The organism is Roseivirga sp. UBA838 (assembly GCF_002296035.1).
Classification (GTDB): Bacteria; Bacteroidota; Bacteroidia; order Cytophagales; family Cyclobacteriaceae; genus Roseivirga; species Roseivirga thermotolerans.
On record NZ_DBHC01000039.1, the window covers coordinates 13511 to 33741 of the forward strand.

General features: G+C 42.8%; 21 protein-coding genes. 19 read left to right on the forward strand and 2 right to left on the reverse strand.

All coding sequences use genetic code 11. The features are described 5' to 3' along the window. The first annotated feature begins 62 nt into the window (after positions 1-62). From B3O12_RS13855 to B3O12_RS13880, 6 genes are all read left to right on the forward strand, one after another. The gene (locus B3O12_RS13855) at positions 63-737 is read left to right on the forward strand and encodes a GOLPH3/VPS74 family protein (protein ID WP_189631227.1); all 675 of its coding nucleotides are present in this window, start codon (positions 63-65) and stop codon (positions 735-737) included. A 95-nt stretch (positions 738-832) separates the two neighbouring features. Further along, positions 833-1558, forward strand: a complete 726-nt coding sequence (locus tag B3O12_RS13860) for a YebC/PmpR family DNA-binding transcriptional regulator (protein ID WP_189631228.1) — start codon at positions 833-835, stop codon at positions 1556-1558. Positions 1559-1677: 119 nt separating this feature from the next. Then, positions 1678-2088 (forward strand): hypothetical protein, encoded by a 411-nt coding sequence (locus B3O12_RS13865; protein ID WP_286756705.1) that lies wholly within the window; start codon positions 1678-1680, stop codon positions 2086-2088. Between the two features lie 130 nt (positions 2089-2218). Further along, on the forward strand, positions 2219-2716 hold the full coding sequence (gene tpx / locus B3O12_RS13870) for a thiol peroxidase (RefSeq protein ID WP_286745068.1): 498 nt from the start codon (positions 2219-2221) through the stop codon (positions 2714-2716). Positions 2717-2814: 98 nt separating this feature from the next. Further along, the gene (locus B3O12_RS13875) at positions 2815-5346 is read left to right on the forward strand and encodes a PIG-L family deacetylase (protein WP_286756706.1); all 2532 of its coding nucleotides are present in this window, start codon (positions 2815-2817) and stop codon (positions 5344-5346) included. A gap of 133 nt (positions 5347-5479) precedes the next feature. Continuing rightward, the gene (locus B3O12_RS13880; RefSeq protein WP_286745076.1) at positions 5480-7189 is read left to right on the forward strand and encodes a sodium:solute symporter; all 1710 of its coding nucleotides are present in this window, start codon (positions 5480-5482) and stop codon (positions 7187-7189) included. Here the strand turns inward: B3O12_RS13880 and B3O12_RS13885 are convergent, their stop codons facing one another. Then, on the reverse strand, positions 7190-8014 hold the full coding sequence (locus B3O12_RS13885; protein ID WP_286756707.1) for a restriction endonuclease: 825 nt from the start codon (positions 8012-8014) through the stop codon (positions 7190-7192). Positions 8015-8158: 144 nt separating this feature from the next. Here B3O12_RS13885 and B3O12_RS13890 point away from each other — a divergent pair, with 144 nt between their 5' ends. The 6 genes from B3O12_RS13890 (at position 8159) to msrA (ending at position 12774) form a co-directional block, all read left to right on the forward strand. Further along, positions 8159-9490 carry an exonuclease domain-containing protein gene (locus tag B3O12_RS13890; protein ID WP_286756708.1) on the forward strand — a complete coding sequence of 444 codons (1332 nt, stop codon included), beginning with the start codon at positions 8159-8161 and terminating at the stop codon, positions 9488-9490. Between the two features lie 158 nt (positions 9491-9648). After that, a complete protein-coding gene (locus B3O12_RS13895; protein ID WP_189631235.1) occupies positions 9649-9834 on the forward strand; it encodes a hypothetical protein in 186 nt (61 codons plus the stop codon). Positions 9835-9983: 149 nt separating this feature from the next. Then, on the forward strand, positions 9984-10913 hold the full coding sequence (locus B3O12_RS13900) for a class I SAM-dependent methyltransferase (protein ID WP_286756709.1): 930 nt from the start codon (positions 9984-9986) through the stop codon (positions 10911-10913). A 60-nt stretch (positions 10914-10973) separates the two neighbouring features. Continuing rightward, positions 10974-11516 (forward strand): peptide-methionine (R)-S-oxide reductase MsrB, encoded by a 543-nt coding sequence (msrB, locus tag B3O12_RS13905; protein ID WP_286756710.1) that lies wholly within the window; start codon positions 10974-10976, stop codon positions 11514-11516. A gap of 67 nt (positions 11517-11583) precedes the next feature. Next, entirely contained in the window at positions 11584-12060 is a 477-nt protein-coding gene (locus B3O12_RS13910; protein ID WP_189631238.1) for a nucleoside triphosphate pyrophosphohydrolase family protein, read from the forward strand. Positions 12061-12111: 51 nt separating this feature from the next. Beyond that, complete coding sequence (gene msrA, locus B3O12_RS13915; RefSeq protein WP_286756712.1) at positions 12112-12774, forward strand: peptide-methionine (S)-S-oxide reductase MsrA; 663 nt, start codon at positions 12112-12114, stop codon at positions 12772-12774. 6 nt (positions 12775-12780) lie between these two features. Here msrA and B3O12_RS13920 read toward each other — a convergent pair whose 3' ends face one another. Then, positions 12781-13299 (reverse strand): hypothetical protein, encoded by a 519-nt coding sequence (locus tag B3O12_RS13920; RefSeq protein ID WP_189631240.1) that lies wholly within the window; start codon positions 13297-13299, stop codon positions 12781-12783. A gap of 138 nt (positions 13300-13437) precedes the next feature. Here B3O12_RS13920 and B3O12_RS13925 point away from each other — a divergent pair, with 138 nt between their 5' ends. The 7 genes from B3O12_RS13925 to B3O12_RS13955 all read left to right on the forward strand — a co-directional run bounded on the left by B3O12_RS13925 (position 13438) and on the right by B3O12_RS13955 (position 19932). Next, the gene (locus B3O12_RS13925) at positions 13438-13920 is read left to right on the forward strand and encodes a DUF456 domain-containing protein (RefSeq protein ID WP_189631241.1); all 483 of its coding nucleotides are present in this window, start codon (positions 13438-13440) and stop codon (positions 13918-13920) included. Positions 13921-13951: 31 nt separating this feature from the next. Next, positions 13952-15604, forward strand: coding sequence for a tetratricopeptide repeat protein (locus tag B3O12_RS13930; RefSeq protein ID WP_286756713.1), 1653 nt, complete (start codon positions 13952-13954; stop codon positions 15602-15604). 160 nt (positions 15605-15764) lie between these two features. Next, a complete protein-coding gene (locus tag B3O12_RS13935; protein WP_286756714.1) occupies positions 15765-16580 on the forward strand; it encodes a hypothetical protein in 816 nt (271 codons plus the stop codon). Positions 16581-16591: 11 nt separating this feature from the next. Beyond that, positions 16592-17017: an OB-fold protein gene (locus B3O12_RS13940; RefSeq protein ID WP_189631244.1), complete on the forward strand. Its 426-nt coding sequence runs from the start codon at positions 16592-16594 to the stop codon at positions 17015-17017. A 3-nt stretch (positions 17018-17020) separates the two neighbouring features. Further along, positions 17021-17581: a YceI family protein gene (locus B3O12_RS13945; RefSeq protein ID WP_286756715.1), complete on the forward strand. Its 561-nt coding sequence runs from the start codon at positions 17021-17023 to the stop codon at positions 17579-17581. Position 17582: 1 nt separating this feature from the next. Next, positions 17583-18440, forward strand: a complete 858-nt coding sequence (locus B3O12_RS13950) for a DUF5777 family beta-barrel protein (RefSeq protein ID WP_286756716.1) — start codon at positions 17583-17585, stop codon at positions 18438-18440. A gap of 175 nt (positions 18441-18615) precedes the next feature. After that, positions 18616-19932: a M20/M25/M40 family metallo-hydrolase gene (locus B3O12_RS13955; RefSeq protein WP_286756717.1), complete on the forward strand. Its 1317-nt coding sequence runs from the start codon at positions 18616-18618 to the stop codon at positions 19930-19932. The last annotated feature ends 299 nt before the right edge of the window (positions 19933-20231 follow it).

Here is a 20231-nt window from a genome sequence, read left to right on the forward strand (position 1 = left end):
AACCCACAATTCTTTGAAGTTTAACATAAGCTTTTGGTATCTTCGGATTTAACCAAAAGCTTATGAAACTTAATCTACTGGAAGAGTATCTGCTATTGGCTCTAGACGATGAGAAGGGGAAGTTTGTCATAGACTCAACCCGACTCAATTATGGATTTGCCGGGGCAAGTCTTTTAGAACTGGCAGTGCGCGGAAAGGTAGAGATTGACGGTGAGCGCATTATTCTTACAGACAATGCCTATGAGCCAGAGATTGCGTTGAATAAAGTTATCGATGTGGTCAGCCAGCTCAAAAGTCCGATTCTCAAAGATTGCCTGAAAGAGTTGGCCGAAAAGACGGGCGAAATTAAAGACGATACCCTCCAGCACCTGATTAATAAAGGAATACTCAGAAGAGAAGAGCATAAGATTCTTTGGATCATTCCTACAGAACAATACCCAACGGCCGACTTGTCGCCTGAAAGCAAGGTAAGAAAACGGCTAGACGATGTAATAAATGATGAGGCCAATGTAGAACCACATGACCTTATGCTCCTTAGCCTAATAGATGCCACAGATCTAACCCAGGAAGCATTTCGCGATCAGGACGACTATAAATCCATACGAGCTAAAATTAGAGAAGTAACAAAAGACGTGGGCATAAGCCGGGTTATCAACAAGAGCATACGCGAAATTCAGGCTGCCATCATGATGGCCATTAGCAGCACCCTGGTTATAGGTAGCATAAGTTCTCATTAAGTAGAAGATAATACCAATCCAAAGAAATTTCAACTAGTGGTGGATGCGCTATTCATCAGACTTTTTATTTTTGCAGCGGTTTTAAAAACGTATCCATGGGAAGAGCATTTGAATATAGAAAAGCCGCTAAAATGAAACGGTGGGACAAGATGTCCCGAATTTTTCCTAAACTGGCCAAAGCCATAACCATGGCAGCAAAAGAGGGAGGCTCAGACCCGGACATGAACGCCTCTTTGCGTACTGCTATTCAAAATGCCAAGGCTCAGAATATGCCTAAGGACAACATCGATGCGGCCATAAAACGGGCTACAAGCAAAGATGTAGCAGACTACATGGAGATTAACTATGAAGGCAAAGGCCCCCATGGTGTGCTGGTATTTGTAGAATGCGCTACGGACAACCAAAACAGAACCGTTGCCAATGTAAAATCTTATTTCAATAAGGCCGGAGGAGGCCTGGTGCCTAATGGTTCACTCGAGTTTATGTTTGCCCGAAAGGCTGTTTTCGAATTCCTCAAAAAAGACGATATGGATTTAGAGGAACTTGAGCTGGAACTCATCGATGCAGGTCTTGAAGAAATTGAATCGCATACTGACGATGACGATGTAACCACCGTATACGCCTATGCTGATTATACCAACTTTGGTTCCCTGCAGGAAGCACTGGAAGAACTTGGTATAGACGTTAAGAATGCTGCCCTCAAGCGTTTCCCAACGAGTCCGGTAGAATTCAGTGATGAGCAACTTGAAGAAATTGAAAAAATGCTCGATAAACTGGAAGAAGATGATGATGTACAGGCCGTATACACAAATATAGCCTAGTCTAAATAATTAATTATCAATATGTTAAAGCTTCCCGGTGGGAGGCTTTTTTTATGCCTTGGCATTTTTGGCATCATTTTGGAAAATCCACTTATAACATCAACCAAAAGGAGGTCAAAATGAAAAAAGGTTTACTCATTCTATCGGTTTTAATCTTGTTTGCCAGTTGCGATGTAGTAGTGATTGAGGCACCCTACGATCCGCGCGATAATTTTACAGGAAGGTACACTGTAGAGGAATACAGTGAAACCTATGATGTACTCACCAAATACAATGTGAGAATAATAAAAGAGGCCGATCCGTACAGCAATGTGGTGTATATAAGAAATTTCTATGCTGCCGATATTGAAGTGTTTGCCGATGTTCATGGCGACCGCCTGACCATTCCACGACAAATAATTGACGGATATGTCATTCAAGGGACGGGTAGATTGGACTACGGAGACCTTGTGTTGAGTTATTCAGTAGAAGATAGATTAGACGATTCCAGCTTAGTAGACTTTTGTAATACGGTCTATTTCAGAAGATAAAGTGTTGTTTTGAGTTTTGATCGGAGGTCTACTCGCAAGGGTAGGCCTCTATTCTTTTCAGGGCTATTTCTTTTAAACATATTTTTAATTTGCCATGTTGGATTGGCGTAACTTTAAACAAAAACTGAACATGGCAAAAATTACACTTGGTGGTAAAGAAACTCACACCAACGGAGAGCTGCCAGCAATTGGCACACCGGTAAAAAACTACACCTTTGTTAAAAACGATATGTCGGCTGTTCAACTTGCCGATTTTAAGGGTAAGAAGGTTATACTCAATATCTTCCCTAGCATAGATACCGGAGTTTGCATGGCTTCGGTGAGAAAATTCAATGAAGAAGCAGCTAAGCTGAGTAATGCAGCAGTGCTTTGTGTTTCTAAAGATTTACCTTTTGCGCTTAATCGTTTTTGCGGTGCCGAAGGAATTGAAAATGTAACCGTAGCTTCAGACTTCAGAACCCCTGAGTTTGCCGAAGATATGGGACTTAAAATTGCCGAAGGAGCCTTCTCAGGGCTCAACTCCAGGGTAATCATTGTGTTAGACGAAGAGGGTAAAGTAAAGTATACAGAGCAGGTGCCAGAAATAGGGCAGGAGCCCAACTACAGTGCAGCCCTGGCGGCCGTATAAAATTTCATTAAAATCCACCGCTTAAGAAACTCCCAGCGGTGGATTTTTCACAACTTCATATATTCGGGTTCGTACATCAATCCATTAAAGAAAAACCAATGGGATTTAACATACGCTGCCTGATAGGGTTTTTATTCTTCCTGAGCACAGCCCATGTACATGCTCAGGCACCTAAAAAGCCCAATGCCGCAGAGCTTAAACAAGCCTTAAACAAATTAGAAGTACTAGGGTCAGTTATGTACCTGGCCGCTCATCCAGACGATGAAAATACACGCCTTATTGCGTATATGGCCAACGAAAAGAAGCTGCGCACCGCCTATCTGGCCATGACCCGTGGCGATGGAGGCCAAAACCTGATTGGTACTGAAATTCGTGAATATCTGGGCATAATACGGACTCAAGAACTTTTGGCGGCTCGCAGAACCGATGGTGGTGAGCAGTACTTTACCAGAGCAAATGATTTTGGTTTCTCTAAAGATCCGGACGAAACATTTACCATTTGGGACAAAGAAGATGTGCTTGCCGATGTAATCTGGAACATCAGAAAATTTAGGCCGGATGTGATCATTACTCGTTTCGATACGGCCAGAGATAATAGTGGGAGAATGCATGGCCACCATACTGCATCGGCTTTGCTGGCGCAAGAGGCATTCGATAAGGCAGCAGACCCTACCGTATATCCTGAGCAACTGAAGTATGTAGAACCATGGCAACCAAAGGGACTCTACTGGAACACCTATAATTTTGGTGGTGGCTTTAGTTCAGATCATGCCGATGAGCAAGGTTATTTTGAGCTGGATCTGGGCGCATATAATGAATTGTTAGGCCTGTCGTACGATGAGATTTCTGCCTTAAGTAGGAGTCAGCATAAATCTCAAGGCTTTGGAAGCACCGGAAGAAGAGGAGAACTGAAAGAGTACTTAATGCACTGGAAAGGTGCACTGCCCAAAGCAGATATATTTGCTAACATCGATCAAACATGGTCTAGAGTAGAAGGAGGAGAAATCATTGGTAAAATGGTAGCCAAAGCCAATGCAGGGTTTGATATGGAAAACCCATCTTCCATAATTCCCCAACTCGTTCAAATCAGAAAACAAATAGAAACTCTCAAAGATGATTATTGGAGAGAGCAGAAACTCAAGGAGGTTGATTTCCTAATTAAAGGGGCCCTGGGACTATTTCTTGAAGCTCGGGTCGCAGACTACTCAGCCACTCCGGGAGAGTCTTTGGAATTAACCATTGAAGCCATTAATCGTTCGGCTGCCAATGTGTTATTAAACCAGGTTAGTTTTAAAGGAAATAGTCATGTGATTAGTGTTGAGAAGCCTTTGAACAATAATCAGTTGCTTACCACAGAAACTCAACTCACTATAAATCAACCGATATCTCAACCATATTGGCTGAAGAAAGAAGCCAAGCTGGGTATGTATGTGGTAGATGAGCAACTCCTGAGAGGCCTGCCGGAAAACCCTGCTACTATTACCGCTGTTTTCCATCTCACTATTGACGAAACCCCGCTTCGCATGGAAATGCCGGTGGTTTATAAAGAAAATGATCGGGTAGATGGAGAAGTATATCGACCATTTGTAGTAACTCCTCCGGTGTTTGTTTCTATGGATGCAAGCGTATTGATGTTTCCTGACGAAGAAGCGAAAAGTGTAGAGGTGCTTGTGAAGGCCGGCAAAGCCAATATTGCCGGTGAAGTAAATATTAAACTGCCCCAAGGCTGGAAGGCCAGTGCCACCAGTTTTTCTTATTCACTTAAAAATAAAGGCGATGAACAACGGTTTGAGATAGAGATTCTTCCGCCAAAAGAAGCTTCAGAGGCTTATTTGACTGTCGAAGCTTCGTATAACGGAAAGGTCTATAACCGATCGATTAAAGTAATTGACTATCCGCATATTCCGGTACAAACAATTTTTCCTGAGAGCCGGGTGAAAATTGTGAAACTCAATCTACAGAAGAAGGGGCAATACATTGGCTATATTATGGGTTCGGGAGACGACATCCCCGCCAGTCTGGAACAAGTGGGTTATAAAGTAGACATACTAGATCCGGAAAAAATTACAGCCTCAACGCTTTTAAATTATGATGCGGTGATTGTGGGTATAAGAGCATATAATACCATAGACAGAATGAATTTCATTCAGCCTGAACTAATGAAATTTGTTGAAGCCGGGGGTACGGTAATTACCCAATACAATACCCAAATGAGAGATCAACCGGCCATTGGACCTTATCCTTTCAGTATTTCCCGCGATAGAGTGACGGTAGAAGGAGCAGAAGTACGGATTTTAGCTGAAGACCATCCCATTATCAATGGCCCGAATAAGATCACTTCCAAAGACTTTGAAGGCTGGGTGCAAGAGAGAGGTTTATATTTCCCTAATCAATGGGACGAACGTTACACAGCCATTCTCTCTTCCAACGACCCGGGAGAGACGCCCAAGAACGGAGGTCTTCTGGTAACTCAATATGGTGAGGGCTATTTTGTATATACAGGCTATTCCTGGTTTAGAGAACTTCCTGCAGGAGTGCCGGGAGCATTTAGAATTTTTACGAACATGATTTCTTTGGGACAGGATAAGCCCCGTCCGACATCTTTGAAATCGGTTGAAAACAAACAATAATGAGCGAAAATCTTCCAGAAGGGGAAAAAGTACGTTTCCTGTTTTTTAGAAGTTGGCCAGGCGTTTATGCCTTTGTATTGACCGTACTGGCCATACTTATTGCCTTGTTTTATTTTTTGACGATTAGCTACTCATGAAGGAAATTGACTGGATAGTTCTGTTTGGAACACTGTTTTTTATTGTGGCTTATGGGATTTGGAAGACACGTGGTGAAAAGAGCGTAGAGGGTTACCTGAGAGGCGGCAATGACACCAAGTGGTGGGTTATTGGCCTCTCCATAATGGCTACGCAGGCCAGTGCCATTACTTTTTTAAGTACTCCGGGGCAGGCATATACCGATGGTATGCGCTTTGTTCAGTTTTATTTTGGATTGCCGGTGGCCATGATCATCATCTCCATTTTCTTTCTTCCTATCTACTATAAGGCTAAAGTTTATACGGCTTATGAATATCTGGAAGGGCGATTCGACCTGAAGACCCGTTTGCTTGCAGCTTCCATTTTCTTAATTCAACGAGGGCTTGCGGCCGGAATTACCATTTATGCACCTTCAATAATCCTCAGTGCTTTGCTGGGGTGGCCTTTGCAAGTAACTACTATTGTGATCGGCCTGTTGGTAATCTTGTATACAGTGTCTGGAGGTACCAAGGCCGTAACACAGACCCAGAAGCAGCAAATGGCTGTAATGATGGGGGGAATGGTAATTGCGGGTATAATGGTTATTACCTCCTTGCCCGGCAATGTGGGCTTCTCAGATGCGCTGCATGTAGCCGGTAAGATGGGGAAACTGAACGTGGTAAACTTTGAATTCGATCCGGCCGATCGTTACAATTTTTGGTCGGGTATGACAGGAGCTGTGTTTCTGTTTCTGTCCTACTTTGGTACAGACCAATCGCAGGTGCAACGCTACCTTTCCGGCAAAACCCTTAAAGAAAGCCGCATGGGTTTAATGATGAACGGGCTACTAAAAGTGCCTATGCAGTTTGTCATACTCTTTATAGGAGTAATGGTTTTTGTGTATTACCAATACAATCAGCCACCGATTTTTTTCAATGAAGCCATAAGGGCAGAGGTGGTGGAAAGTGAGGAGTTTGGAGGAGCGTTTACTTCAGTAGAACAAGAATACACTCAGTTATTCGAGGAGAAAAAGCAATTGGTAAATGATCTAACCGAAGCAGTGGCTACCAAAAACGAGGTGCTGATTGAAACCGCACAGCACGAGTTAAACAGATTACAAGGAGCCAGCGATACACTGAGAAACGAGGCGAAGAAACTTATTGCTCAGGCACTTCCCGGCCGGGAAACGAATGATAAGGACTACATCTTCATGAATTTTGTGATGAACACCATGCCTGTAGGCTTGGTAGGGCTGCTGTTTGCCGTTATTTTCTCTGCAGCCATGTCTTCTACTTCTTCTGAACTGAATGCTCTTGGTTCTACCACTACCATAGACTTGTATAAGCGTGTAGTCAACAAAGAGGCGACAGACGAGAAGTATCTGAAGAACTCTAAGCTGTTTACTTTGGCGTGGGGTGTGCTGGCCATTATTTTTGCCTCAACCCTCAATTTGTTCGAAAACCTTATACAGGCCGTAAACCTCATTGGCTCTCTGTTTTACCCTATTGTATTAGGTATTTTTGTGGTAGCCTTCTTCTTTAAATCTGTAAAAAGCAATGCGGTTTTTTATGCCGCCATAATTGCCCAGGTAGTGGTCATATTGGTACACTATCTAAATATTGAGGGAAAGGCAGGGCTATTAACCATGGGCTTCTTATGGTACAATGCTTTCGGTTGCATTTTGGTGGTGGTTCTTAGCTTCATTATTAAAGCGTTCCATAATAGATAGTTAGTCGCTGCAGAGATTTCCTGATTCATTGAGGATTTTGGCATGTTTTCTCTTGTCGATGGGCGCCAGCAGTTCCGGGTTTTCTATGAGCTCCCGGCACAGCACAATGTTATCGGCCAACAAGGTCTCTTTTTCTTTTCTTGTAAGGCTATAGAGGCAGGTAATTGGATAGAGCCCAGAGAGCTCTATGCGTTCTCTAAGATTCCCTTTGCCGGGATAGTCCCAGGCCAAAAGTCTTAGACCATAACAACCGGCATATTGCTCTGCATCGCTGGTAAACCGGGTGTTGGTCATAATCCAGCACTCGAATTTTTGACGCTTATTATCAGGTTTTAAACCATTTACTATGTCGTTGAAGCGAGAGTGTACATAGAGCGGTGTTTTAACATCAGATTTGTAGCCCGGATTGCTATGGTGTTTGCACTCTCCAATAATCCACAGGCCATCTTTCTTTGCCGATATATCTACCTCATGGCTAAGACAACGTCCGTTCATTTCAATGCCCACAGCTACATCAAACCCCTGATATTCAAACAACTTGCCCATAAAGCGCTCAAAGGGATAGCCCGAAGGGCCCAACTCTAGAATGGCTGTTTTTAATTTGTATTTGCCTGCTAATTTAGAACTGGACGCTCTCAGCAGTTGGTAGGCTCTTTTGTAAATCTCCCGCGTAGTAGTTGTCTCTGTGAGTTCCTGGTCGATCTTCTGCTGAATACGTACTATTAACTCTTCCGATGCACCAGAATTAAAAAGGGATTGCCTGAGCTTTTCTTCCCTGAATTCTACCACCTCTCCGGAGGCTTTCTTAACCCAACGTTGTGCCATAGAAATTCAATATAGTTACCACAAGGTCTCTAACCTAACGAATATTTCAGCTCTAAAGCCCGCTTTAATATAAAGTACACCGCTCCATAAATCTTTTATTTCAATCTGCTGGAATACTTGTACAACTCGTTTTAATTTGAAAGCATGTATGCTATTGTGGATATTGAAACAACGGGAAGTTCGGCTGCTCATGGAAAAATAACTGAGATAGCTATTATTATTCACGATGGCAAGCGTGTGGTAGATGAATACCAAACTTTACTTAACCCTGAACAGCATATTCCATCCAACATAACCGCGCTCACCGGCATAGATAATGAAATGGTGGCTGATGCTCCCAGGTTCTACGAGGTAGCCAAAGACATACACCTGCTATTAGAGGGACACATTTTTGTAGCACACAATGTCAATTTCGACTACTCTTTTATTAAAAAGGAATTTCAGGAGTTAGGAGCCAACTTTTCAATGCCTAAACTCTGCACCGTTCGGCTATCGCGAAAAGTATTTCCAGGGCTTAAGTCGTACAGCCTGGGGAGGTTATGCGATCACTTTGGTATAAAAAATGAAGCGCGTCACCGGGCCATGGGCGATGCCAGGGCAACGGCTATATTGATGGATAAAATATTGGCCAATGAAAAGGGTGAAATCGACTTCTTTTTAAAGAAAACCAGCAAAGAGGCCGATTTGCCACCTAACCTCGACCGTGAATCTTTTGAGGTATTGCCCGAAACTACGGGAGTTTATTATTTCCACGATCATCATGGCAAAGTGCTTTATGTAGGTAAGGCCAACAATATTAAAAAGAGGGTACGAACGCACTTTAGCAGCACCGATGTCATTTACAAACAGCAGCTTAAGGACAAAATCAGACAAGTGAGTTATGAGGTTTGTGGCGATGAATTGATCGCCTTCTTAAAAGAGTCTTATGAGATCAAGCGCCTTTTTCCTCCCTTTAACAAAGCCCAAAAGTTTCCTGCGCCTAAGTTTGGAATGTATCATTACACCGATGGTGCGGGCATTAACCGACTGGCTATTGGCAAGGTTCAGAAAGGGCTACAGCCTGTGCAAACTTTTCCATCGTTCGATAAAGCCCGGAGTTTTTTAATTCAGTTTGTAAAAACACACGGGTTGCAACCCGAACATTGTGGTTTGCCGGAGTCATTGCTCAACTACTATGGCTACAGCTTCGATGAAGCCTCGGAAAACGAGCTGAAGGAGAGGTTTCAACGAGCGCTATCTTCATTGATGGTAAGCCGGGAAAGCTATTGCATTTTAGGCAAAGGCCGGGATAGGGAAGAGGTGGCTGTTGTATTGGTAGAAGAAGGAAGGTATTTGGGCTTCGGATTTGCTGAAACCCAATTTTCGTTTGAGACAATAAGCGATGTTAAGAGTGTGATCCAGCGTTATCCGGACACACCCGATGTGCAAAGTATTATCCGCCAATTCAGAGAAAAAAGGAAAGTTATTAGCCTTTGATACAACAGTTACTAGGGCATAGCCATTGAAAGTTGTATATTTAATAGACAGGCAACTAAACAGATTTTGGTTTAGTACGTTAGTATAGTAGCCTCAACTAATTCGACACGTTGGACACTTTACCTAAATATTAGTTGAACATATTACTCACAATGGAAATGAAGAAGTCAAAAGAAATCGGGGGAATCATTCTTAAATATGCTGAAGAGAAGATTCAGAAGAGGTCGCTAGAAACCACCGCTCAAATACGAAAGTATTTGAACGACCTTTCAGAGGTTAGCAAGGAGTTGATGTACTCAAGTGCCGTTCGAGCAGGGAAAACATCACTTATAATGAAAAAATAGTAACCGGCACTTGCCGGTTTTTTTATGCCACTAAATTCCCAGTTTGGGAAGTTAGTTCTTGGCCAAATCTTAGTTTTTCCTCATTTTTGGGTGTTTTATTCGCGTGGTAGGGTTATTGTAATCCAGTAGGTACAATAACTACGTAATTAATGGCGGTGATAGAGAGTTTGGAGAGTAACTTCTTTTTATGTCCACATACCCGAAAGCCTTTGCGCTTTATGTCTCGGGATGAATTGAGCGTGTTAAATCAAAGAATTGAACGCAACGAGCTTTATTTTCATCTGGGAATTCAGGCACAGTGTTCGGTAGATAGTGCACTGATTACGGAGAACCAAACTTATGTTTACCCCATTGTTGAAGGCATTATCTTTCTTAAAAAGGATGTAGCTATAACTGCCAAGAACAGAACTAAAAACCCTTTTATGAGGGTTCCCGAGCATATCACTGAAGAGTTTTTCAATACCTACAAAGTTCTAAGTAAAGAGAAGGCAGCTGAGCCGATGCTAAAGGATTTGAATAGTCAAAAGCTTGACAACGATCAATTACTACAGTTGAAGTCGCGCTTACCCAAAAGTGGGCAGTGTTTCATGAGTGTAGTAACACATGATGTTGATGCCATTCACAATCTTGTATTCAACACCAGGTTTAATGCGTACGTTCATATCGACTTTTCGCTAGACCGCCTTTTGGCTATTAAAAAGGATGTAAAGCAGGGGACAGAACTTGTGTTGTGCGATGTGGCTTGTTTGCCTTTTGAAGCCAATACTGTAAATGCCCTGTTTTCGTTCGATTATATCAATGAGTACGATAAGGCCGATCAGGCAGCAGCTTACGAAGAGCTCAAGCGTGTGTTAAAAGAAGATGGTGCTTCTGTGGTATTGTACGATAAGAGCAAACCGCTGCATGCACAGAGCCAATTAAAGTCTGATCAACTTTCCAAGAAAGCACTTTCTGTCTTAGCCCCCTGGAAGAAGAAAAAAGTGCCAACCATTTATTTTCACCCTGTAACGGTAGATGCTGACGAAAACCACCGCGAGGAACTAATGACTAAAACATCATTTGGCAGACAGTTCTCCTGATTCGTAAAACCAGTTCAAACCTTTTATACGTATGTGTGGTTAGTGAAACAAAAAATTACCATGAAAGGAAAAGTCATATTGTTGTCAGGTTTGGTGGTGATTCTTATTACTAGTTTTTTCGCGGCAAAAAGCAGTACGGTTCAGGAAAAACAAGATAAAGGCAAGCAGAAGGAAGGCTATGAAATACAGCTTTCTGAAGAAGAGTGGAAAAAAAGACTTACTCCCGAGCAATACTACATTTTAAGAGAAAAAGGTACCGAACTGGCAGGTTCAGGCAAGTACAATAAGTTTTATGAAGAAGGAACATATTATTCTGCAGCTTCCTTGCAGCCTGTTTTTTCTTCCGAAACCAAGTATAATTCCTTTTCCGGTTGGCCTAGTTTCTGGAAACCTGTAAATGATAGTGCCATTAAACTGGTAAAAGATACCACGCTCGGCATGGTGCGTTGGGAGGTGGTAGATAGCAAAAGCGGATCGCATTTAGGACATGTATTTAATGATGGTCCGGCTCCAACGGGATTGAGGTATTGTATAAATAGTGATGCCCTCATCTTTGTACCTAAAGGAGAAGAGCCTCCCGTATTCAAAAAAGACATGAAGTAATTCAGACGAAAAGAATAAATCATTAACATTGGCCTGAAACTAAAAATCAGGCCTTTTTTATTGAATTATGGAAGAACCAAAACCACTCAACAGCGTAGCCGAATTTCACAAAACATTTAAACACCCGATATTACCAAGTCCACAAATTCCAGACGCTAGCCGTTGTCAATTGCGTGTTTCTCTCCTGGCAGAGGAATTAAAAGAATTAGAAGAGGCCATTGCCAATAAAGATTTGGTTGAAGTAGCCGATGCCCTCTGCGATTTACAATATGTATTGAGCGGAGCCATTTTGGAGTTCGGGCTTGGAGAGAAGTTTAAAGAATTGTTCGATGAAGTTCAGCGTTCCAACATGAGCAAGACTTGCAAGTCTATGGAAGAGGCCAGAGCCACCCAGCAACACTATCTGGAAAAGGATGGTACAGAAAGCTATATAGAAGAGTCTGACGGGCACTTTCTGGTTTACAGAAAAGGAGATAATAAAACTCTAAAGTCTGTAAATTACTCTCCGGCCGATCTGAAAAGTAGGTTAGCCGACTTCATTTAAAAACCTTTGCCATGAGCAAGGCGTTAGTGAAGCGAATCTAATTAAGAAGTTATGCAAGCATTTTATACGGTTATACTTTCGGTACTATTTAACCTGTCAATCAGTTCGTGTCACTCGTCTACAGAAGGTTCAACAGCCGTTAATTTACAATCGGTACAAGATGGCCTTGAAGTAGCCACATTTGCCGGAGGCTGTTTCTGGTGTACTGAAGCAGTGTTTGAGAGGGTAGAAGGTGTGAAAGATGTGGTGTCCGGATATACCGGAGGGAAAGAAGAGAACCCTACCTACTATCAGGTAAGTTATGGTGAAACCACACATGCTGAAGCCGTACAAATTTACTTCGACCCCGAAACCATAAGCTACCAACAATTGCTGGATATTTTCTTTGCCACCCATGACCCTACCCAGCTAAATAGGCAGGGGCCCGATATTGGTGCACAATACAGAACGGCAGTTTTCTATCATAGTGAAGAGCAGAAAAAAGCGGTAGAAAGCACCATTAAACAATTGGATGAATCGGGTTTGTATGCAAAAAAGATTGTAACTGAAGTGAAGCCTTACGGCAAGTTTTGGCTGGCAGAAGATTATCATCAAAACTACTATGAGTTGAATCCCGGCAATCCTTACATTATTAACATAGCCGTGCCAAAGGTCAGGAAGTTTAAGAAGCAATTTCCACAGTGGGTAAAGGCAAGCTATGCCAATGAAAAGTAAATTGTATTAGAGTTTGGAGAGGGCAGCCAGTACTTTCTGTCCTCTACTCACTTCTCCTTTACTACCGTTTTCTACCACATCTTCTACAGCTATTTTCAATTCATTTTTTAGTTCGGGTAGTTCCTTTACAATATTTAATGCGGTACTCATAGCGAAAACCTTTACTGCGATTGGTTCGGTTTTATTCATGAGAATGTCTATACACAGATCGTATACGTCTCCCCAAAGGGCTTCGTCAATGCGCTGAAATTGCATAACCCGAAAGACATTTCTTCTAAAAGCTACTTTGGCCTCTTTTCGTTTTATCCGGTCGATCATAGCAGGAAAGAAGGGAGTGATTAGCGATGGAGCTTGTTCTCCCAAGGTACCAACTACCCAAGCCGCGTGCTGTACTAACCGAGTATCTTCTCCAAAAAACAGCTTCATGAGCCCATCAACACCGTCAGGGTGTTTAATTAAATAGGCCGCAATACGGTCTTTATTTGCTTTACTGTGCTCCTGTAAAAGCTCTTTTCTTATGTCCATAAATGTAGTACCGTGGTCTCAGCTATCAACTTCCATGTTTTCGTCCTTAAGGTAGTTCAAATTGTTAGGAGCAACCAATTGGCTGTGCAATTCCGCAAAGAAATTAGCATATTTAGCACTTGGTCAAAAACGTATTTTATGGACATTCTTCTAGTTATTCTGGGCTTTGTTTGCATGATAGTGGGCATTTTAGGTTGCTTTCTTCCCATTATTCCAGGGCCTCCCATTAGTTTTCTTTCACTACTCTTATTACAGTGGACCGAAAAATCGCCTTTTGATTCGGATACACTCTGGTTGTGGGCATTTATTACAGCGGCCGTCACCGCTTTGGATTATGTTGTCCCTATTTATGGCACCAAAAAGTTTGGAGGTACCAAGCGTGGTGTTTGGGGTAGCACCATTGGTTTGGTAGTTGGTTTGTTCTTTTTTCCTCCTTTCGGAATTATTGTGGGTCCCTTTGTAGGAGCCTTTTTAGGCGAGATGAGCACGGGCAAAGCAACTAATCAGGAAGCCTTGAAATCTGCCTTTGGTTCATTTATTGGTTTTTTAGTAGGCACCCTAATCAAGCTTATCGCTTCAGGGTATATGGCGTGGATGTTCGTAAAGTATGTGTTTGCGTAGCCTTGTTTTATCCATTTTTGCTTTATGCATATTGCTGAAACCACTTTCAGCTCAACACGATGTAGATAGTCTTAAAAATATTCTAAATCATTACCCCAATCAAGACACTATTCGGGTACAGTTGCTCAATCAGTTGGGTTTGGAATATTGGATTATAGACCCCGTTGTAGCCGATGAATATGGCAATGAAGCCTTGCGGCTTGCCGAAAAGCTCAACTATATGCAGGGGACGGCATTTGCACTAAGAGTATTGGGTGTTGCTAATTGGACCCGTGGTAACTATGAACTGGGACTAATTGATTTGCTCAAATCCAGATCGGCCTATCAGAAGCTGAATGACGAATTGGGTGTAGCCAACTGCCATTTAAATATTGGAATGATCTACGCTGATCAGGGCATTGTCAATCGAGCTCTGGAAAACTACAGGCAAGCCCTGAATGGATTTGACAAAGCCGGCCGGTCTGACCGCATTGCTACGGCTTACAATAAAATGGGAGAGGTTTATATACGCTCCCAGAGCTATAGTCAGGCATTGGAGTATTTACTTAAGGCCTTGGCTATACACGAGAAAAATGGGTTTATCTATGGAGTTGGAGAGTCGAACAACCGATTGGGAGAGCTCTTTTTGGCTAAAAAGGAATATGATGAAGCACTAAGCTACTTCTTGAAGGCAGTCTCCATTAGTGAAAAACTTAATGATGCCGATGGTATGGCGCGTGGCTTTCTCGATTTGGGTCGGGCCTACCTGGCTCAAGCCAATTATTCCAAGGCCAACGAATACCTTAGAAAAAGTGAGAAAATAGCTCGTGAAGTAGGAGCTAAGAAGTGGCTGAGAGACACTTACCAAACGCTCAGAGTCCTGGCAGAAGAAACCGGGCGCTGGAAAGAAGCGAATGCCTATGCCACCATGTACATTACCATGAAGGATAGCCTTTTTAATGAGCAAATGGCCAACAGAATAGCAGAGATTGAAAAAAGAAATGAACTTGCCGCTCAGGAGAAGGAACTGGAGGCGTTGAAGAATGAGGCCATATTTTTGAGTACACAAAATGAGCTGAACAGGAACCTGAAATTTGCACTGGCAGCGGCTATGCTATTGTTACTTGTATCGGCCTATCTTTTTATAAACAGGCAGCGGCTTCGCATTAAAAAAGACCGTATTATATACGAGTCGCAACAAGAAATGGCCAATCTTGCCCTACAAAAAGCGCGACTAGAGCAGTCTAAGCTGGAGCAAGAACTTGCTACCAGAGATAAAGAGTTGACCTCTTACACGGTGAACTTCATACGTAAAAATGAGGTAATTAATAGCCTTAAAGAACGTGTTCAAGACCTCAAAAAAAGCCTTGCCAAGTCGCACTCAAAAGAAGTTCAGCAATTAATGCACTTAGCAAATTCCATTCAGGATGTAGACAAAGATTGGGAAGAATTCAGGCTCTACTTTGAAAACGTACATACGGATTTCTTTAAAAATCTAAACCAGAAATCCCCCCAGTTGAGTGCAGGCGAATTGCGGCTTGCAGCTCTTATACGACTCAACCTAAACCTCAAAGAAATTTCCTCAGTTCTGGGTATATCCCCAAACAGTGTCAAGACAGCCAGGCATCGTTTAAAGAAACGGCTGAATCTGGATAAAGAAGAGTCACTGCTCGCATATCTCATTCAAATGGACCAAACAGCTTAAAACCGTGCTTCGTCATAAGATATTGGTTTTCAATGCGATAGTTTGATCTGTATACCTTTTGTTTACGTACATAATGTCAGCTGCTTACCAAAAGAACCCTTAAATTGAACCTAAGTCACTGGTGGTCAGCCTACATTTGAGTTGTTATAACCACATGAACATGAAACACGTCTTTAACTCCAATCCTTTAAGGTATACAGCTGTGCTAGGGCTATTCGCAATACTTCTGGCCATTAGTTGTACTTCAGAAAAAGAACCCTTGCCCGATGAATGTGAGGGTAGCATAAGTTTACAAACCACTATTGGCAGCGAAGCTAATTGCGGACAAAGTACCGGAAGCTTTACCGTAGTGGCTACGGGCGGTAGTGCCCCTTATACATACGCGCTTAACGGAGGTACTGCTCAAAGCTCTGCTTCCTTTGATAACCTGGCGGCCGGCAGTTATACCCTTACTGTGACGGATAACTCGGGATGCACCGCAGAAATCTCTGTAAACATTGCCAACCAAGACGGTGTAAATGCTTCGATATCCGGCACTACAGCCAGCGATTGCGATACACCAAACGGTAGTATAAGCGTAAGCGCCACCGATGGAGCAGGGCCTTACCAATACAAGCTTAACGACAATGCTTTTCAATCGGGTAATACCTTTGACGGTTTGGCTCCGGGCAATTATACCGTAACCGTAAGAGATGCCAATAACTGCGAGGTTTCGCTTCAGGCCACCATTAAGTCCGATGTGGTATTTGCACAAGTAAAGAACATTATTCAAACCAACTGCGCTGTGTCGGGTTGTCACAACGGAACCACTTTCCCCGATCTCAGAGTAGATAACAACATAGCTGCCCAAGCCAGCCGTATCAAGGCAAGAACCGGGGCCAAAACCATGCCTCCATCGTCTAGCGGCAGATCACTTTCTGACGATGAAATTGCAGAGATTGCCTGTTGGGTAAATGATGGTGCCAGTCTCAACTAAAAACAGCACCAATGAAAAAGAAACGTCTCATAATTATTGCAGTAGTCATGGCATTTGTTGCGGCTTACATAGTCTATGATAAAATGCTTTCGACCGGGCCAAAAATGAAATCTCGTACCGTGGAAGCGTCCCTGACAGCCGAGGCACTATACAATGCGTTTGAAACCGATGAAAACAAGGCCAATACGCTATATCTAAACAAGGTGGTTCAGGTTGAAGGAATAGTTACAGCCATTCATCAATCGGCCGAAGCCAAGCCGGTAGTTGAGCTGGAAACCAACGGTTTTGGCTTGCTCAAGTGCACATTGGAAGACTCAAATGAGTTGACCAATCATTCCTTAACAGATGGTGATCGGGTAGTGCTCAAGGGAGAGTGCATTGGTTATTTGCTCGATGTGCTGCTGGAAGACGTGATTATCATTGAAATTAAAAACTAACACATGAAACCATTAAAACTATTAAACCTGAGTATGGCCATGCTTTTGGCTACTTCAGGTATGGCACAGGACCGTTTTCTGACCCGAAATGGAGAGGTTAAGTTCTACTCTCACGCACCTCTCGAAGATATTGAGGCTTTTAATGATAAAGTACTGAGTGTGATTGATTTAAACAAAGGTAAAGTAGCCGTAGATATATTGATAAAGGCTTTTCAGTTTGAAAAGGCCCTTATGCAGGAACACTTCAACGAAAATTACATGGAGTCTGCCAAATACCCGAAGTCTACTTTTAAAGGAAAATTTGAGGTGCCCGATGGACTTAAGTCTATGAGTAATGGCACATATCCTGTAACGGTTAGTGGCGATATTACTATCCATGGTGTTACCAAACCCCTGACCACCCGGGTAGAACTTGTGGTTATCAACGGTACTATAAATACAGAATTTAGCTTTAAAGTAAAGGTAAAAGACCACGATATTAAAATACCCAGCGTAGTGGTCAGGAACATTGCAGAAGAAGTGGAAGTAACCGCTAATTTTAAGTATGAGCCATATCAACGCTAGTATGAAAAAGACTATACTATTTATTGCAGCGATTGTCTTAGGCCACTCGCTTAGCGCCCAAGACGATCTGCTCGGTATACTTTCTGACGAAAGAGAGGAAACCATAGACTACGTAGAAGCGACCTTTAAAGGGCAGCGGATGATTAACGGACACACCGTGGTTACTCGCAAAGCCAAAGAGCTCGAGTTTATTATCTCTCACCGATTTGGTCGTATTAACACCGGAATCAATGAGCTTTTTGGCCTCGATGGTGCCAACATCAGGTTTTCTTTTGAATATGGGATAAGCGACTTTTTAACCGTAGGTGTAGGGCGCAGTTCTTTTGAGAAAATCTATGATGGATTTGCCAAGTATCAAATCCTAAGACAGTCTTCCGGCAAAAAAGTGATGCCTGTGTCCATTACAGGTTTTAGTAGTATGGCCATTAGAACATTAGATAATCCGGCTTTGCAAAATGAGGAGTTTAGCGACAGGGTAGCATATACTCACCAGTTGCTTATTGCCCGTAAAATGAACGAAACCGTTTCGCTTCAATTTATGCCTACTTATGTGCACCGCAATAGGGTAATGGGCAACCAGGAAAACGACCTGTTGGCTCTTGGTGTGGCTGGTCGAGTAAAAGTGGGCAAAAGAGTAGCCATCAACAGCGAGTACTATTACCGACTTACCAGTGAACTGACCGATTTATATAAAGACTCCATTGGAATTGGCGTTGAAATAGAAACCGGAGGCCATGTCTTTCATCTCACCTTTACCAATTCCAGGTCAATGGTAGAGAAAGGCTTTATTACTGAGACCGATGGCAATTTTTTCAATGGCGACATTCATTTTGGCTTTAACCTTTCTCGCGTGTTTTAGCCATTCGGTAAGCCTTTAAGTGCTTTAATTAAAGAAGTCTTCAGTGGTTGGTCAACCAATCATGCTGAAGACTTTTTTATGTTTAAAACCCCAATTGTTTTAGTGGTGTTTAGAATGCTTACACACTTTCTTATTGCCGCTATGTTGAGTATACTTGAGCCTGAAAAGTAAAATTATGAAAGCACTTAGCCTTACCCTTAGTTTGTTTTTAGTCTGTAGCCTAAGCATGGCACAACTCGATCGTACAGAGAAAAAGATAGTTCAATGGATCGATCAGAACAACCACGAGGCTTTAGAACTTCTCAAACAAACCATCAACATCAATTCAGGCACTATGAATTTTGAGGGTGTAAGGCAGGTGGCTGATGTATTGATGCCAAAGTTCGAAGCTCTGGGTATGGAAACACGGTTTTTAGATGGCAGTGCCTTTAACCGGGCCGGACATTTAGTGGCCAAAATTGAAGGAGGCAAAGGGCCTAAGATCATGATGATTGGCCACCTGGACACTGTTTTTGAACCCGACAGTCCTTTCCAGCAATGGGAACAAGTGGATGAAGAAACTATAAAAGGACCTGGAATAGCCGATATGAAAGGAGGCAACATAATCATTCTGCAGGCTCTGACGGCTCTACACCATGCCGGGCTGTTGAAAGATATGAATGTTTGGGTTGTTATGACTGGCGATGAAGAGCTTAGCGGAAGACCCCTGAGTCTTTCAAAAGCGGCCCTGATTGAAGCTGCAGAGTGGGCCGACATTGCTCTTGGATTTGAAAACGGAGATGGCAACCCGGCTACCGTGAATGTAGCGCGAAGAAGCTCGTCTGGCTGGATACTGGAAGTAAAGGGTAATGCCGCTCACTCATCGCAAATTTTTAAACCTGAAGTGGGAGCTGGGGCTATTTATGAAGCTTCAAGAATCCTGAATCAGTTTTACGAAGCCTTGTCTGCCGAAGAATATTTGACCTTTAACCCCGGAATGATTTTAGGCGGAACTGATGTGACTTACAATGAACAAAGCAAATCGGGAACAGCCTTTGGGAAAAGCAATGTAGTAGCTCAAACGGCTATTGTAACAGGCGATATTCGCTGTCTGAGTATGGAGCAATTAAAACGAACTCAGGAAACCATGAAAAAGATTGTGGGTGAACATTTACCACAAACTCAAGCCACTATAACCTTTGAAGAAGGTTATCCACCATTTGCTCCTACAGAGGGTAATTATGCGCTCATGAAGGCTTTCAGTCAGGTGAGTCAAGACTTAGGCTTTGGAGAAGTGAGTTCTGTAAATCCGGCCGATGCCGGTGCCGCTGATATATCGTTTACTGCGGGCTTGGTGAAAATGGGTATTGATGCCATGGGAATGAGTGGTGCTAATGACCATACGGTCAATGAAACAGGAAAGGTTAACGCATTACCTATGCAGACTAAGCGAGCTGCAGTATTGTTGTACAGACTCTTTAAGGATAAAGCTCTTTCACCTGAAAAGAAATAGCCAAACCGTCTGAACATGATTACTTCTCTGACAAGTTGTGTTTCCATCCCGAGTTGCCAAGTGATCAAGCGGGATAGATCTTTCGGCAGGCTCAAGATGAAAAGCTCTAACCGATTAGTTTCTCCAATAGCCAGTCAGTGTTTCACACCATAAATCTGATGAATGACGCGAACAAGGTTAGACGCCTTCGGGAGATAATGAGGCAATCGTGAAGACTTTTTCTATCCCGAGGTACCGAGGGATCAGTCAATTGATCAAGCCGGATAGATCTTTCGGCAAGCTCAAGATGAAAAGCTCTA